Below are 15,571 nucleotides of genomic sequence, written 5' to 3'. Positions count from 1 at the left end.
CTAACCTTTGTCAGCCCATCCCGTCGACACGGGTTCACACGGGCTCGACGAGAGCCTCGCGCAGCGCATCGAGTTCGGCGTCCGTCATGCCGTTGGCCCGAAGGTAGTCGGCCGCTGAACCCCATCGCGCATCGATGCCCTCGAGAAGCGCACGCATCACGGAAGCGGGCGACTCGGTCGCGAGCGCGATGGCGTGCACGGCCTCGGGGTGCTGGGAGCGGAGGTAGGCGACGATCCGCCGCGACCGCTCCGGCGGCAGCTGCGACTCGGTGAGCGCGTAATCGGCGACGATGGCGTCCCGGTCCGCCTCCACGGCCGAGAGAGCGAGCGCGACGGTGACACCCGTGCGGTCTTTGCCGACGGTGCAGTGCACCAGGGTCGGATCACCCTGGGCGATGATGCGGATCGCCGCGACGAGTCGATCGCCGCTCTCCTCGAGCAGGTGCAGATACAGCTCCTCGAGACTCGTGTCGTCCTCGAAGAACGACCGGACCGAGCCGAGGAACAGCGGGAGATGGGTCGTCTCCGGACCGGGGATCTCGGTCGGTTCGACGGCGACCTCTTCGCCGTCACGCAGATCGACGATGTGCGCGACGCGTTGCCGGAGCGCCTCGGCCCCCGCCGTGGTCGCGCCGGAGAGCTGCCCGGAGCGCATCAGGACGCCGGACCGGATCCGGCCGCCTCGCGCCGGCATGCCGCCGACGTCCCGGACGTTGTTGACACCGTCGACGTGGAGGACGGTCACGCCTGGGCCTGCCGCTCACGCGGGGGAACGGGATAGCGACCGGCGATCACGATGCGGTTGAACGCGTTGATCGACACGCACGCCCAGCTCAGCGCCGCGTACTCCTTCTCGGTGAGCACGCTTCCGACCCGGTTGTACACCTCATCGGAGATGCCGTCCTCCGAGATGAAGGTGAAGGCTTCGGCGAGCTCGAGCGCCGCCCGTTCGCGGTCGCTGAACACCCCGCTCTCCCGCCAGGTGGCGATCTGCATGAGGGTGTCCGTGTCGAGCCCTGCGGCGAGCGCGCGGTCGACGTGCAGGCGCGCGCAGAAGCTGCATCCGTTGAGCTGAGAGCAGTGGATCATGACGATCTCCTTGAGCCGATCGTCGATGCCGTTGTCGGCGCAGATCGTGCCGACCGTCCGCGCGAAGGCGTCGAGCGCCTGGTAGGCGGCGGGCTCGGTCTTGGAGAGGTGCACTCGCGTCTCGCTCATGCCTCAATGATATTCCGTCATGTGCACTCGTCGTCGATGACGCGGTTCATCGCGCGAGATCATAAACACAATCACAGAGAGCCACACAGCAGCAAAATCGCAACCATGTGACGCCGTATGCCACGCATTCTGCTCCGGCATTTCCCGCGGACCCCATCCCCAGAGCAGAATATCCAGGTGGCGATCGACATCTCCGAGTTCAGCTATCTTCCCTCGCAGGCCGAGCGCCTAGGCGTGACCCCTCCCCACGCCGAACGCGTGACGCACCGGCTCCCCGACGGACGTCAGCTCAGCGCGATCCGCTACGGCGCAGAACCACCGCGCATCACGCTCCTCCACGGCGCGGGCCTCAACGCCCACACCTGGGACACGACGATCCTCGCCCTCGGCCTGCCCGTGCTCGCCGTCGACCTGACCGGGCACGGAGACTCCTCGTGGCGGGACGACGCGGACTACTCCCCTCGCACCCTCGCCGTCGACGTGGCCGATGCTCTGGACGAGTGGACCGACGCCCCCCAGCTCGTCGTGGGGCAGTCTCTCGGCGGCCTCACCGGGGCCGCGCTCGCAGCTCGCCGCCCCGATCTCGTCGCCGCGCTCATCGTCGTCGACATCACCCCGGGGATCGACACGTCCGCGGGTCCCGCGGCGCTGCGCGAGTTCTACGCGGGTCCGACCGACTTCGCGTCGCGCGACGAACTCGTCGATCGTGCGATGTCGCTGGGTTTCGGCGGCACCCGGTCCGAGACCGAGCGCGGCGTCTTCCTGAACACGCGAGTGCGCGACGACGGTCGGATCGAGTGGAAGCATCACTTCGCCCACCTCGCCGCGCAGACGCTCGCGGCGCACCATGCCGGCGACGTCGCCGCGCCGTCGCCTCTGAGCTCGACCGGGTGGGAGGATCTGGCGCTGACTTCGGCCCCGGTGACCCTGGTGCGGGCGGAGCGCGGGTTCGTGAGCGCCGACGACGCACAGGACTTCTCGCGGCGACTGCCCCACACCGACGTCGTCAGCGTCGATGCGACGCACAACGTGCAGGAAACCGCTCCGGTCGAGCTCGCCGCGCTGATCGCCGCCGCCGCATCCTCATTGTGACGATTCTTTCCGGACCGACCCTCCCCTGCTCCGTCCTTCCCTAGGCTCGACCCAACGGCACACAGCAACTGCCGCACCGAGAGGAAACACCCCATGTTCCGACGCACGAGACGTCTCGCGCTGATCTCCGCGATCGCGGCGAGCGCCGTCATCCTCAGCGCCTGCACCGGCACGGCCGAACCGGAGGCCACGGCCCCGGTCGGCGATCCCGACCCCGATGCCACCCTCCAGGTGGGTCTCGTGCTCGAGCCGACCAATCTCGACATCCGCCACACGAGCGGAGCGGCGCTGGAGCAGATCCTGATCGACAACATCTACGAGGGTCTGGTCAGCCGCGACGAGTCGAACGAGATCGTCCCGCGCCTCGCGAGCGACTACGAAGTCTCCGCCGACGGACTGACATACACGTTCACGCTGAACGACGGCATCGCCTTCCACAGCGGCACGCCGCTCACCTCGGCCGACGTCGTCTCCTCCTACGAGGCCGTCCGCACGGACGCCACGCTTCAGGGCAACGCCGAGTTCGCATCGATCGCGTCGATCACCGCACCGGATCCGGCGACCGTGCAGATCGTGCTGTCGGCCCCGAACCAGAACTTCCTGTTCTCCCTCACCGGTCCCGCGGGCCTGGTGTTCCAGACGGGAGACACCACCGATCTCAAGACCGCCGAGAACGGCACCGGCCCCTTCACCCTGAGCCGGTGGAGCAAGGGCAGCGCCATCACCTTCGCGCGCAACGACGCCTACTGGGGCGAGCCTGCCGGCGTCGCAGAGGTCGAGTTCCAGTACATCCCCGACTTCTCCGCCGGAGTGAACGCCGCACTCGACGGCGGCGTCCAGGTGCTCACCGCGGTGGATCCCAACCTGGCATCGCAGCTGGAGGACTCGTTCACGCTCACGACGGGACGCACGACCGACAAGGCCACCCTCGCGTTCAACAACGCCAAGGCGCCGCTCGACGACGTCCGCGTGCGGGAGGCCCTGCGGCTCGCGATCGATCATGACGCGCTCGTCGAGGCTGTGGGCTCCGGCACGACCCTCTACGGTCCGATTCCGGAGCTCGATCCCGGGTACGAGGATCTCTCCGACGTGATCTCGTACGACCCGGAGAAGGCCAAGGAGCTCCTCGCCGAAGCGGGCCAGGAGGACCTCGAGCTGACGCTCACGATCCCCACCTTCTACGGAACCACCGTGCCGAAGGTGCTCATCTCGGACTTCCAGAAGGTCGGCGTGACCCTGAAGGTCGATTCCGTCGAGTTCCCGGCCTGGCTGGAAGACGTCTACACCAACCACGACTACGACCTGAGCTTCGTGCTCCACGTCGAGCCGCGGGACTTCGGCAACTTCGCGAACCCCGAGTACTACTTCGGCTACGACAACGCCGAGGTGCAGGGACTCTACGCCGACGCACTCGCCGAGGTCGACCCCGACAAGTCGGCAGAGCTGCTCGCCGAGGCGGCGCGCATCGTCTCGGAAGACCATGCGGCCGACTGGCTGTACAACGGCGCGACGATCACGGCGGTGAGCCCTCTCGTCTCGGGCTTCCCGCAGGACTCGATCAACTCGCGCATCGATCTCGCCGGCGTCACCGTCGCCGCGGAGTGACGGCGATCCACCCCTCGTGATCCGCTATGTGCTCGTCCGAGGAGCCCTGCTCATCGCAGGGCTCCTCGTATCGAGCCTGCTGATCTTCCTGACACTCCGGGTCTTCCCCGGTGACGTCGCACAGCTGATCGCGGGAACGCAGGCGTCACGCGCCGAAGTGCAGGCACTGCGGGAATCCCTCGGGCTGGACCGCCCGCTGCCTGCGCAGTACCTCGAATGGATCGGCGGCCTCCTGCGCGGCGATCTCGGAACCTCGCTGCTGTCGGGAGCGTCGGTGGGCGAAGAGCTCCTGCTCAAGGCGCAGGTGACCGTGCCGCTCGGGATCATGTCGCTCGTGATCGCCGTCCTGATCGCCGTGCCGTTCGGAATCCTCGCCGCCGTGCAGCGGGGTCGCCGCGGCGGCGCAGCTCTCAGCTTCGGCGCCCAGGCCCTCGCCGCCGTCCCCGTCGTCTGGGCGGGCATGATGCTGATCGTCGTCTTCTCCGTGTGGCTCGGCTGGCTGCCCCCTCAGGGCTTCCCGCGCACCGGATGGAGCACTCCCGGCAAGGCCATCGAATCCCTGCTGCTGCCGGCGCTCACGATCGGGATCGTCGAGGGCGCGATGCTGATGCGCTTCGTCCGCAGCGCCACCCTGCAGGCGGCGACCCAGGACTTCGTCCGCACCGCGGCAGCGAAGGGGCTGACCCGCACCCGCGCGCTGGTCTCGCACGGCATCCCCGCGGTCGGTCTGTCGATCATCACGGTGCTGGGCCTGCAGGTGGCGGGGATCATCGTCGGGTCCGTCGTGATCGAGCAGCTCTTCACCCTTCCCGGCATCGGTCGCATGCTGGTCGCCGATGTCGGCACCCGCGATCTCGTGAAGGTGCAGAGCGAGCTCCTCGTCCTCACGGGCTTCGTCCTGATCGTCGGGTTCCTCGTCGACCTCCTGCACCGGACGATCGACCCGCGACAGAGGGAGTCATGATGCCCCGCTGGCTCCCTCGGCTCTGGCAGACACCCACGGGCCGCTTCGGACTGATCGTGGTCGCGGTCGTCGCCGCCACGGCGCTCGTCTCGGTGTTCTGGACGCCGTTCGACCCCCAGTTCTCCGACGTGCGCGCGCGGTGGTCGCCTCCCGGATGGCCGCATCTGCTCGGCACCGACGACACGGGTCGCGACATCCTGAGCGTCCTCATGGCGGGGGCCAGGACGACGGTCTTCGTCAGCGTGGGCGCGGGCGTCATCGCCACGCTCGTGGGCATCGCGTTGTCCGCGCTCGGGGCGCTCACCGCGCGGTGGATGCGCGAGACCGTGGCGGTGCTCGTCGACATCCTCATCGCCTTCCCGGTGCTGCTGATCGCCATGATGATCTCCTCGGTCTGGGGCGGGTCGCTGTGGGTGGTGATCTGGTCGGTGGGAATCGGATTCGGCGTCAACATCGCGCGCGTCACCCGCCCCGAGCTCCGCCGCGTCCAGCAGAGCGACTTCGTGCTGGCGGCCCGCGCGTCGGGACTCACGAGCGGCCAGAGCCTGGTGCGCCATCTGCTGCCGAACGTCGCCCCCGTGTTCATCGTGCAGCTGTCGTGGTCGATGGCCGTCGCCGTGCTCGCCGAGGCAGGACTGTCGTATCTCGGCTTCGGGGCGTCCGTGGTCGACCCGAGCTGGGGGCTGCTGCTGTCGGACCTGCAGCGCTACATCGGAGTCCATCCGCTGTCGGTCATCTGGCCGGGACTCGCGATCACGATCACCGTCCTCGCCCTCAACCTTCTCGGCGACGGGCTCCGCGAGGCGACCGACCCCACGCTCCGGCACCGCGCCGCCCAGACTCACACCCCGGCGGTGGTCGCATGACCGGCGCGGTCCGCGCCGCCGGTCTCGAGGTGCGCGACCTCATCGTGGAGATCGACGGACGACGAGTGGTCGACGGAGTGTCCTTCGACGTCCCCGACGGCAGTCGCCTCGGGCTCATCGGCGAATCCGGGTCGGGCAAGTCCCTCACCGCGCTCGCGATCCTCGGCCTGCTCCCCGAGGGAGCCCGCGCCTCGGGGAGCATCCGCTGGGAGGGAACCGAGCTGATCGGCCTCCCCGACCGCGAGCTCGCGAGGCTTCGCGGCGACGAGATCGGCATCGTGTTCCAGGAGCCGCGCACCGCGCTGAACCCGATCCGCACGGTGGGCAGGCAGATCGCCGAATCGATCCGGATCCACGAGGGCATGGGCCGCCGCGAAGCCCGTGCTCGGGCGATCCAGGAGGCGGCGCGCGTGCGTCTGCCCGACCCCGAATCGATCGTCGACCGCTATCCGCACCAGCTCTCCGGAGGTCAGCGCCAGCGGGTCGCGATCGCCATGGCCCTCGCCTGCCGTCCTCGCCTCCTGATCGCCGACGAGCCCACCACCGCTCTCGACGTCACGATCCAGGCCGAGATCCTCTCGCTGCTGCTGCGCCTGGTCGACGACGAAGGGATGTCGCTCGCGTTCATCACCCACGATCTCGCCGTACTGGCGCAGGTGGCCACCGACGGCGTTGTCCTCGAGCACGGACGCGTCGTCGAGCACGCGCCCGTGAGTGCGCTCCTCAGCGCGCCCGCGTCACCCGTCACGCAGGGCCTGCTGCGCGACGCCACCGCCACGCTGTGGCGCCCTCAGGGAGAAGCACGATGAGCCTGGTCGAGGCACGGGGGCTCCGTCGCGACTTCGTCGTGCCGAAGAGATCGGTCTTCGAGCGCACCCGCACACAGACCGCGCTCGCCTCCACCGACCTCGACATCGTCGAAGGGTCGTCGGTGGGCATCATCGGCGAGTCCGGGTCGGGCAAGTCCACGCTCATCCGACTGCTGCTCGGCCTCGATCGCCCGACGGCCGGACGTGTGAGCGTCGACGGCAGGACGGTGGAGGCATCCGCACCCGCGCGCTCGCTGCACTGGTTGCGTCGCCAGACCGGCCTGGTGTTCCAGGATCCCTACGCGTCTCTCGACCCGCGCATGACCGCCGCGCAGATCATCGCCGAACCGCTGTGGGCTCTCGGCATCGATGCAGACCACCCTGCCCGAGTGCGCGAGGTGCTCGCGCAGGTCGGGCTCGAGCAGGACATGGCCGACCGCTACCCGCACGAGTTCTCCGGCGGGCAGCGCCAGCGCATCGCCCTCGCCAGGGCCATCGTGCATCGTCCGCGCATCCTCGTCGGCGACGAGCCGCTGTCCGCCCTCGACGTGACGGTGCGAGCCCAGATCCTCGAACTGCTCATCGAGCTGCGACGCACGACCGACCTGACCCTCGTTCTGGTGTCGCACGACATCGGGGTGGTGCAGAACCTGTGCGACACCGTCGTGGTGATGAAGGACGGGAGCATCGTCGAGCGCGGAGCGACGACCGACGTGCTGCTGCGTCCGACACACGACTACACGAAGACGCTCCTCGCGGCGATCCCCGTCATCCCCGCCGCCGAGGACTGACCACACACGACGGGTCGGTCAGCGCCCCGAGCCCACTCCGAACAGGCGGCGTCGCCGGGCCGGACGCAGCGCCCGTCGCATGTACACCGTGCCCAGGTCACGGCCGAACTTGTGTCCGACTCGTCCCATCCGCCCCGCTTCGACGAAGCCGAGCTTGGCGTGCAGACGGATCGACGCCTCGGCCTTGGTGTCGCTGATGACAGCGACCATCTCCCGGATGCCGAGCTGCTCGCACGCATCGATCAGGGCCTGGAGCAGGGCGACTCCGAGCCCCTTCCCGCCCGCGCCCGGACCGAGATAGATCGAATCCTCGACGGTGAAGCGGTAGGCGTTCTTCCCCGCCCACGGCTGCGCGAGCGCATAGCCGATGACCACCCCGGTCGGCGAGACCGCGACGAGGAAAGGCAGGTCGAGCTTGCTCAACAGGGCGAACTTGTCGCGCCAGTAGGGGATGCTGCTGCGCCGCTCGTCCAGCGTGACCACCGAGTTGCTGACGAAGTGGTTGTAGATCTCACGGATGTGCGGAAGATCAGCCGATCGCGCCGCGCGGATCGTGTACGAGAAGATCTCGGGCGCGGACTGAGGGCGCAGATGGCGCGGCAGCACACGGCGGCGATCACCGGGCTCGAACTGCATGCGATCAGCTTAGGGGCAGCTCCCCGTCGACGCGCCAGTCCACGGGCGCCGCTCCGTGTTCCTCCAGAAGCGCGTTGACGCGCGAGAACGGACGCGAGCCGAAGAATCCCCGGCTCGCCGACAGCGGAGACGGATGCGCTGAGGCGATCACCGGGCTGGACCCGAGCATCGGCTGCAGCTTGGCGGCGTCTCGCCCCCAGAGGACGGCGACCAACGGCTGCTCCCGCGCGACGAGGGCGCGGATGGCGAGCTCGGTGACGGTCTCCCACCCCCAGCCCCGATGCGATGCCGCCTCTCCGGGGCGCACCGTCAGCACCCTGTTGAGGAGGAGCACACCCTGGTCGCTCCAGGCCGTGAGGTCGCCATGGGGCGCAGGTGGGATGCCGAGATCGCTCTCCCGCTCCCGGTAGATGTTCGCGAGGCTGCGGGGCAGCGGGCGAACGTCGTGGTCGACCGCGAAGGACAGGCCGATCGGGTGCCCCGGGGTCGGATACGGGTCCTGCCCCGTGATCAGGACCCGGACATCGGCGAGCGGTCGCCGGAAGGCGCGGAGCACATGCTCCCCCGCAGGAAGATAGCCGCGCCCCGCGGCCTGCTCGCCGCGAAGGCGCTCACCCAACGCGGTGATGACATCCTGTGCCGGGGCGAGGGCCTCTGCCCAGCCCCGGTCGATCGCCCCCTCGTCGGCGAGCTCGGCCAGCGTTCGCGAGGTCATCGATCAGTCGACAGGTCGCACGCGCAGCGGACCACGGGCGAGCAGATGGTTCGCCGACTGCGCCACCGGGCGCATGGTGACCAGGTCGAGGTTCACGTGTCCCGGCGCGTCCAGCGCATACGCGATCACGTCGGCGACGTCCTCGGCGAGCAGCGGCGCCTCGACCCCCGAGTACACGGCTTCGGCAGCGACCGTGTCGCCGCCCAGACGGTTGAGGGTGAACTCCTCGGTGTGCACGAGCCCCGGCGCGATCTCCGAGACGCGGATCGGCTCGCCGTTGAGCTCGAGGCGCAGGGCGTGCACGAGCATCGACTGCGCGGCCTTGGCGGCGTTGTACCCACCACCGCCGGCATACGCCACCTGCGCCGCGGTCGAGGTCACGAAGAGCGTGTCGGCGTGGCCGTCCGCCGACGCCGCGAGCCGCAGCAGCGGCAGCAGGCCGGCGACCAGGCGCTGACTCGACAGCACGTTCGCGTCGTACATCCACTGCCAGTCGTCGATGGAGCCGTCCTCGATGCGATCCGTGCCACGTGCTCCTCCCGCGACCTGCACGAGAGCGTGCACGGGCCCCGAGGCGCGGAGCTCGTCGACGAGAGCGGCGACCGAGTCCGAATCCGTGAGGTCGCACGCGATGGTCGACGCACCCGTCTCGGCCGACAGCGCGGCGAGCCTCTCGGCCCGGCGTGCGACGCCGACGACCTCCCACCCGCGGGATCTCAACGCGCGAACCGTCGCCGCCCCGATCCCCGAGCTCGCACCTGTCACCACTGCACGCCTGATAGCCATGCCTCCACCGTACGATGTTCCGGCCGCGAACGCCGGTGCGCGCGGTCGGGTCGTGATTTCCGGTCATCGTCGTCTCTGCGGGCGTCGCCGATGAGCACGACGGCCACGCCGATCCCGCAGAGCAGGAATCCGACGACCGTGACGGCCGTGAGCGCTTCCCCCAGCAGAAGGCCTCCGGCGAGGGAGGTCGCCGGAGCGATCAGGAACAGCAGCGCCTGCAGCACGGTGATGCCCACGCGTCGCAGCAGCCACCAGTAGAGGCCGTAGGCCGCGAGAGTCGGGAACACCGCTGTGAGGATCACGGCGAGCCAGAACGACGCCGTCATCGGAGGAACCAGTGCGCCTGTGGCGGCGGCGATCACCAGCAGCAGCACCGCCGTCACCGCGACGTGGATCGTCAGCGTCAGGAGCGTCCCGGTCTGGACGGCCGATCTCCGCTGCAGGAGCGTGCCGACGATCAGGCACACCATCGCGACGACGGGCAGCAGATACGCGACGGGCGACGCCGACGACGATCCGAACTGGGAGCGCACGACCAGCAGTACCCCGATCGCGCCGATCCCCAACCCCACCCACTGCGCACCGCGCACGCGCAGCCCGAGGACAGGACCGACGAGCACGGCGACGACGAGCGGCTGCACGGCGTCGATGAGCGCGACCGTCCCCGTCGCGATTCCCGCCGCGACGGCGCCGTACACCGCGACGCAGTAGCCGAACTGCGCGAAGAGTCCGATCACGGCCTGGATGCCCAGGTCACGGCGTCGCACGCCCTTCGCCGCGCCGGTGAGCAGGGCGACCGCGACGAGGATCAGGGCGAGCGGCACGAAGCGCCAGACGAGGAGGGTCAGCGCGGACACCTCCACAGTGGCGAAGGCCGGGATGAGGAAGCCCGAGCTCCAGGTCACGACGAAGGCCGCTGCCGCCGAGACGGTCACGACCCCGTGAAGTACACCGATCTGTTTACTCATGTCTCGACTATACAGACTGGTATAGTCGAGACATGAGCACGCCCGTCCCCGAACTGGTTCCCCTCACCCCGGGAGGCCAGCGAGTCCTCGCTGCCGCATCACGCCTGTTCTACGAGCACGGCATCCATGCCGTCGGCGTCGACACGATCGCCGAGGCCGCCGGCGTCACGAAGAAGACGCTGTACGACCGCTTCGGATCGAAGGAGGCGCTCGTGGTCTCCTACCTGCAGCATCGTGACGCCCGGTGGCGCGACCACGTGGCCGCAGAGCTCGCGCGGGTGCCGGAGCCGGGGACGGACAGAGTGCTCGCGATCTTCGATGCCGCGATCTCCTGGTCGGACGAGAACAGCCCCAAGGGGTGCAGTGCGATCAACGCCCGCGCCGAGATCGGCGACGGCAACGACGACCACCCGGTGTTCCCCGAGGTGTCCCGCCAGAAGGTCTGGCTGCTCGACCTCTTCGACGAGCTGTGCGCCGAGGCCGGGGTGCCCGATCCCCGCGCGATGGCGCAGGCGATGATGCTGCTCTACGAGGGCGCGATCGTCACCGTGGGCATGGCGACGTTCGCCGAGCCGTTCGTGATCGCCCGCGGCTGGGCGGCGGCGCTGCTGGCTCGGGCCTGAGCGGTCGGGGCACTCACCCCCGTTCGGGGCCCGTTCATTACGTCACATTTCCCACTCGCTGTTGACAGCCGGCGATATTCCGTACTCTCGCTTGCAACGGCATCAGCCGAATCGACCGTCCAACAGTTCCAGGGGGAACACATGTCCGCACCCGAGACCTGGCGTTTCGAGACCAAGCAGATCCACTCCGGTGCTGCTCCCGACCCCGTGACCAAGGCCCGCGCCACGCCGATCTACCAGACCACGTCCTACGTGTTCGACAGCGCGGACCACGCGGCGAACCTGTTCGCCCTCGCCGAGTTCGGCAACATCTACACCCGCATCCAGAACCCGACCCAGGATGTCCTGGAGCAGCGTCTCGCCGCGCTCGAGGGGGGCACCGGCGCCCTCGTCCTCTCCAGCGGTCAGGCTGCGTCGACGTTCGCGGTCCTGAACATCGCCCAGGCCGGTGACCACATCGTGTCGTCCAGCTCGATCTACGGCGGCACGTACAACCTGTTCAAGTACACGCTCGCGAAGCTCGGCATCGAGGTCACGTTCGTCGAGAACCAGGATGACCCCGAAGAGTGGCGCCGCGCGCTCCGTCCGAACACGAAGCTGTTCTTCGCCGAGACCATCGGCAACCCGCAGATCAACATCCTCGACATCCGCACCGTCGCCGACGTGGCGCACGAGGGCGGCGTGCCGCTGATCGTCGACAACACGATCGCGACCCCGTACCTGATCCGCCCGTTCGAGCACGGCGCCGACATCGTCGTGCACTCGGTCACCAAATTCCTCGGCGGCCACGGCACCACGATCGGCGGCGTGATCATCGACGGCGGAACCTTCGAGTGGTCGAAGAACGTCGAGCGCTTCCCCGGACTCACCGAGCCCGACCCCTCGTACCACGGTGCCAGCTACACGGCCGCCGTCGGCGATCCGCTCGCCTACATCATCAAGGCCCGCGTCCAGCTGCTCCGCGACCTCGGATCGGCCATCGCACCGCAGAGCGCCTGGAACCTCATCCAGGGCATCGAGACGCTCTCGCTGCGCATCGAGCGCCACGTGCAGAACGCGCAGGAGATCGCCGAGTGGCTCGACGGTCGCGACGACGTCGCGTCGGTCAACTACTCGGGCCTGCCGTCGTCCCCCTGGTACGCAAAGGCCAACGAGTACGCCCCCAAGGGCGTCGGCGCGGTCCTCTCGTTCGAGCTCAAGGGCGGCGTCGAGGCCGGTCGCGAGTTCGTGAACAGCCTGTCGCTGTTCAGCCACCTCGCCAACATCGGCGACGTGCGATCTCTCGTGATCCACCCGGCATCGACCACGCATGCGCAGCTCACGCCCGAGCAGCAGCTCACCGCCGGCGTCACGCCGGGCCTGGTGCGCCTGTCGGTCGGCATCGAGAACATCGACGACCTGAAGGCCGATCTCGACGAGGCCCTCGCCGCGGCACGCCGCGTGTCGGAGGCGGCTCGCGCCTGATCCGACCTGCAGACGACGGAAGTGCCCCGGGCTTCGGCCCGGGGCACTTCCGCGTTCACGGGTGACGTGAGAGACCGATCTGCTGGGCTGTCACACAGACGCCCCCGACGAGAATGGAGAGCCTGCCCGGAGGAGCCATGATCGACACTGCACCGAATCCGACCACCCGTCGGCGCTCGTCCGCTCGTGCGGGGCGCGTCATCGCCGTGGCCGGCCTCGTCGTCGTCGCTCTGGTCGTGTGCTCCTGGATCCCCGGAGTCGTCGGCACCGCCGCGGCCGCCGCGCTGCCGTGGTGCGGGCTCATCCTCGGCGTGCTCGTCGTCCTCGCGCTGATCCTGGCGCGCCGTGTGACGCTGATACTGCTCGCCCCCATCCTCATCTGGGCTCTCGCCCTGCTGCCGTCCGCACCCGGCCTCGCGGCGGCCGCCCCCGCGCAGAGCACCCCGATCCAGATCGTCAGCCAGAACGTGCGCGCCCACTCCGGCGGGGCTGCGGCCTCGGCGACGGGGATCGCCGACTTGTCGGCCGACGTCGTCGCCCTGACCGAGCTCGACGCCGACAGTCTCCAGGCCGCGCGGGAGATCCTCGCCCCCGACTACCCGCACTCGTACGCGATCGGCACCGTCGCCGTCTGGAGCCGCTATCCGATCGCCGAGGCCGAGGGGCTGACTCTCGGCCTCGACTGGAAGCGCGCCCTGCGCGTGGTCGTGAACACACCCGACGGCGACGTCGCCGTGTACGTCATGCACGCCGCGTCCGTACGCCCGGGCGTGCAGCAGGAGCGCGACACCATGCTCTCCGGCATCGCCGACGCGGTCGCCGTCGACGAGGCAGAATCGATCGTGGTCGTGGGCGACTTCAACGCCGCATCGGCCGACCCCGCCCTCCGCGCCGCCCGCTCGCAGCTCGACTGGGTCCGACCGACCGACGGGACCCTCGGTCTCACCTGGCCTGCCGCACTGCCCCTCGCCCGCATCGATCACGTCTTCGTCCGAGGGATGACCGTTCTCGCGTCGACGACGGCGCGGGTCGGCAACAGCGATCACCTCGCAACGGTCACGACCCTCAGTCCGTGACGCCGTCCGAGAGGACTCTCGCCCCACGGCACACCCGGGAACCGTAACGTTCGTCCGAGCGGCCGCGCGCCACGCGAGAATGGGAGCATGGACTGGCAGACGACCTCTGAAGACACGGTGCCCTCGGCGCCCGTGACGGAGGCCGACGTCCGTCTGCTCCGTGCACGACCACCCGCGACCGGCGCCTGGCGCGACGGAGACCCCGTCGGCGCACGCCGTTTCGCCTCCTTCGGCCCCTTCGACACCGAGAACGGCTCCGAGCTCCCGGGGATCCGACTCGCCTACGAGACGTGGGGCGAGCTGAACGCCGCACGAGACAACGCGGTGCTGGTTCTGCACGCGCTCACCGGTGACAGCCATGTCCGAGGCGATGCCGGCGCCGGGCACCCCACCGCGGGCTGGTGGGAGGACATCGTCGGACCGGGCGCTCCGGTGGACACCGACCGCTGGTTCGTCATCGCGCCCAACATGCTGGGCGGATGCCAGGGCTCCACGGGGCCGGCGAGCATCGCGCCGTCCGGTTACGAGTGGGCATCGCGCTTCCCCTACCTGACGATCCGCGATCAGGTCGCGGCGCAGGTCCGGCTCGCCGACGCCCTCGGCATCGACACCTGGGCGGCCGTGATCGGCGGCTCGATGGGGGGGATGCATGCGCTGGAGTGGGCCGTGACGCATCCGCAGCGCGTCGAACGACTCGCCGTGCTCTCCTCTCCCCCTGTCACCACCGCCGATCAGATCGCGCTCAATACCGTGCAGCTCGAGACCATCCGCATGGATCCGCGCTTCCAGGGCGGCGAGTACTACGACCTCGCCGACGGTGACGGACCTCATCGCGGCCTCGCACTCGCTCGCCGCATGGCGCTGCTGAGCTACCGCAGTCCCATCGAGCTCAATCAGCGGTTCCAGCGCTCGTGGCAGTCCGGGGTGTCGCCGCTCGGCCACGGAGGACGGTTCGCCGTCGAGTCGTACCTCGACTTCCACGGCAACAAGTTCACCCGACGCTTCGATGCGAACAGCTACATCACCGTCGTCGAGGCGATGAACTCGCACGATGTGGGTCGCGATCGGGGCGGCGTCGAAGAGGCGCTGCGCACCGTCACGGCGACCACCCTGGTGCTCGGCATCGACAGCGACCGGCTGTTCCCCGTCGACGGACAGCATCGCATCGCCCGGAGCATCCCGAACACCCTCGACGGCGCCGAGGCCGTCGTGCTCACCAGCGACTTCGGGCACGACGGGTTCCTCATCGAGACCGAGGCCGTCGGCGGTCATCTGCGCAGGCTGCTGGCCGCCTAGCTCGCTCCGTGCTCCCGCCCGCCCGGGTCTTCCCGGTCGGTATCGACGAGCCGCCACGGCAGCACGCCCGTCTCGAGCCGCAGCGAATCCCAGACGAATGCCGTGCCGGCGTCGCTCCGCTCGGCGCGGGTCGCGAACGACCGCACCGTGCCGGCCGCGTCGAGAGCAGCGCGAGCACTCGCGAACCGACTCAGTCCGTGCAGCGTCATCCACGTCGGAGGATAGAGCAGCAGCTCTCCCGCACCGTGACGCGCCAGTGCCTCGGCTGGGGTGACCCAGGCGGTGTCCGCCACCTCGTCGGGTGAGGGCGCGAGGGGCGCCTCCGGCGCCTCGGCGAGGAAGAACCACGTGCGGATCCGCGCCGGAGCCTCCGCCGGCGGTTGCCAGCGGGAGAGCGCCCGCACCGCTCCGGTGATCGTGAGCCCGACCTCCTCGAACGTCTCGCGGATGCCCGCGCGGCGGGCGTCGTCCTGCTCCGCCGCACCCGACCACCGGTCGACGGCTTCGACCCTGCCTCCGGGGAACACCCACGCTCCAGCGAACGATCCGCGGTCCGGGCGCCGGATGAGCAGCACCTCGACACCCACGGCCCGCGCACGCAACAGCACCACGGTGCCCGCGACGGGCAGCTCATCGGCGTCGCTCATCCCGTCACTCTACGG

17 protein-coding genes are annotated in these 15,571 nt (G+C 69.5%); 10 read left to right on the top strand and 7 right to left on the bottom strand.

What is annotated here, in order from left to right:
- Window positions 1-34: 34 nt before the first annotated feature.
- Both HWD99_RS03560 and HWD99_RS03555 read right to left on the bottom strand, forming a co-directional pair.
- Complete coding sequence (locus tag HWD99_RS03560; RefSeq protein WP_241794878.1) at window positions 35-745, bottom strand: tyrosine-protein phosphatase; 711 nt, start codon at window positions 743-745, stop codon at window positions 35-37.
- On the bottom strand, window positions 742-1,218 hold the full coding sequence (locus tag HWD99_RS03555) for a carboxymuconolactone decarboxylase family protein (RefSeq protein WP_241794877.1): 477 nt from the start codon (window positions 1,216-1,218) through the stop codon (window positions 742-744). The genes HWD99_RS03560 and HWD99_RS03555 overlap by 4 nt, the downstream gene beginning before the upstream one ends.
- A 171-nt stretch (window positions 1,219-1,389) precedes the next feature.
- On the opposite strand from HWD99_RS03555, the gene HWD99_RS03550 reads away from it, so the two are divergent.
- From HWD99_RS03550 to HWD99_RS03525, 6 genes are all read left to right on the top strand, one after another.
- Window positions 1,390-2,310, top strand: a complete 921-nt coding sequence (locus HWD99_RS03550) for an alpha/beta fold hydrolase (protein WP_241795425.1) — start codon at window positions 1,390-1,392, stop codon at window positions 2,308-2,310.
- A 93-nt stretch (window positions 2,311-2,403) separates the two neighbouring features.
- Entirely contained in the window at window positions 2,404-3,915 is a 1,512-nt protein-coding gene (locus HWD99_RS03545) for an ABC transporter substrate-binding protein (RefSeq protein WP_241794876.1), read from the top strand.
- A gap of 16 nt (window positions 3,916-3,931) precedes the next feature.
- Entirely contained in the window at window positions 3,932-4,879 is a 948-nt protein-coding gene (locus tag HWD99_RS03540) for an ABC transporter permease (RefSeq protein ID WP_241794875.1), read from the top strand.
- Window positions 4,876-5,745, top strand: coding sequence for an ABC transporter permease (locus HWD99_RS03535; protein WP_374205447.1), 870 nt, complete (start codon window positions 4,876-4,878; stop codon window positions 5,743-5,745). The genes HWD99_RS03540 and HWD99_RS03535 overlap by 4 nt, the downstream gene beginning before the upstream one ends.
- Complete coding sequence (locus HWD99_RS03530; protein ID WP_241794873.1) at window positions 5,742-6,554, top strand: ABC transporter ATP-binding protein; 813 nt, start codon at window positions 5,742-5,744, stop codon at window positions 6,552-6,554. Before HWD99_RS03535 ends, HWD99_RS03530 begins: the two co-directional genes overlap by 4 nt.
- A complete protein-coding gene (locus tag HWD99_RS03525) occupies window positions 6,551-7,345 on the top strand; it encodes an ABC transporter ATP-binding protein (protein WP_241794872.1) in 795 nt (264 codons plus the stop codon). The genes HWD99_RS03530 and HWD99_RS03525 overlap by 4 nt, the downstream gene beginning before the upstream one ends.
- A gap of 18 nt (window positions 7,346-7,363) precedes the next feature.
- On the opposite strand, the gene HWD99_RS03520 is transcribed toward HWD99_RS03525, so the two are convergent.
- From HWD99_RS03520 to HWD99_RS03505, 4 genes are read right to left on the bottom strand one after another with little or no spacing between them, the layout of a single operon-like run.
- Entirely contained in the window at window positions 7,364-7,981 is a 618-nt protein-coding gene (locus tag HWD99_RS03520; protein ID WP_241794871.1) for a GNAT family N-acetyltransferase, read from the bottom strand.
- A gap of 4 nt (window positions 7,982-7,985) precedes the next feature.
- The gene (locus HWD99_RS03515) at window positions 7,986-8,696 is read right to left on the bottom strand and encodes a uracil-DNA glycosylase (protein WP_241794870.1); all 711 of its coding nucleotides are present in this window, start codon (window positions 8,694-8,696) and stop codon (window positions 7,986-7,988) included.
- A gap of 3 nt (window positions 8,697-8,699) precedes the next feature.
- Window positions 8,700-9,482 (bottom strand): SDR family oxidoreductase, encoded by a 783-nt coding sequence (locus HWD99_RS03510; RefSeq protein WP_241794869.1) that lies wholly within the window; start codon window positions 9,480-9,482, stop codon window positions 8,700-8,702.
- Entirely contained in the window at window positions 9,458-10,450 is a 993-nt protein-coding gene (locus HWD99_RS03505; RefSeq protein ID WP_241794868.1) for a DMT family transporter, read from the bottom strand. Before HWD99_RS03505 ends, HWD99_RS03510 begins: the two co-directional genes overlap by 25 nt.
- A gap of 32 nt (window positions 10,451-10,482) precedes the next feature.
- Between HWD99_RS03505 and HWD99_RS03500 the strand changes: the two genes are divergently transcribed.
- From HWD99_RS03500 to HWD99_RS03485, 4 genes are all read left to right on the top strand, one after another.
- A complete protein-coding gene (locus HWD99_RS03500; RefSeq protein ID WP_241794867.1) occupies window positions 10,483-11,073 on the top strand; it encodes a TetR/AcrR family transcriptional regulator in 591 nt (196 codons plus the stop codon).
- Window positions 11,074-11,214: 141 nt separating this feature from the next.
- Window positions 11,215-12,537 carry a bifunctional o-acetylhomoserine/o-acetylserine sulfhydrylase gene (locus HWD99_RS03495; RefSeq protein ID WP_241794866.1) on the top strand — a complete coding sequence of 441 codons (1,323 nt, stop codon included), beginning with the start codon at window positions 11,215-11,217 and terminating at the stop codon, window positions 12,535-12,537.
- 137 nt (window positions 12,538-12,674) lie between these two features.
- Window positions 12,675-13,613 carry an endonuclease/exonuclease/phosphatase family protein gene (locus HWD99_RS03490; RefSeq protein WP_241794865.1) on the top strand — a complete coding sequence of 313 codons (939 nt, stop codon included), beginning with the start codon at window positions 12,675-12,677 and terminating at the stop codon, window positions 13,611-13,613.
- 87 nt (window positions 13,614-13,700) lie between these two features.
- Window positions 13,701-14,909, top strand: coding sequence for a homoserine O-acetyltransferase (locus HWD99_RS03485; RefSeq protein ID WP_241794864.1), 1,209 nt, complete (start codon window positions 13,701-13,703; stop codon window positions 14,907-14,909).
- Here the strand turns inward: HWD99_RS03485 and HWD99_RS03480 are convergent.
- Window positions 14,906-15,556, bottom strand: a complete 651-nt coding sequence (locus tag HWD99_RS03480; RefSeq protein WP_241794863.1) for an NUDIX domain-containing protein — start codon at window positions 15,554-15,556, stop codon at window positions 14,906-14,908. The genes HWD99_RS03485 and HWD99_RS03480 overlap by 4 nt on opposite strands.
- Window positions 15,557-15,571 lie beyond the last annotated feature (15 nt).

This window comes from Microbacterium sp. C5A9 (assembly GCF_022627955.1).
Taxonomy (GTDB): Bacteria; Actinomycetota; Actinomycetes; order Actinomycetales; family Microbacteriaceae; genus Microbacterium.
Note: the sequence above shows the minus strand (reverse complement) of the source record. Positions and strands in the feature narration are given on the sequence as shown.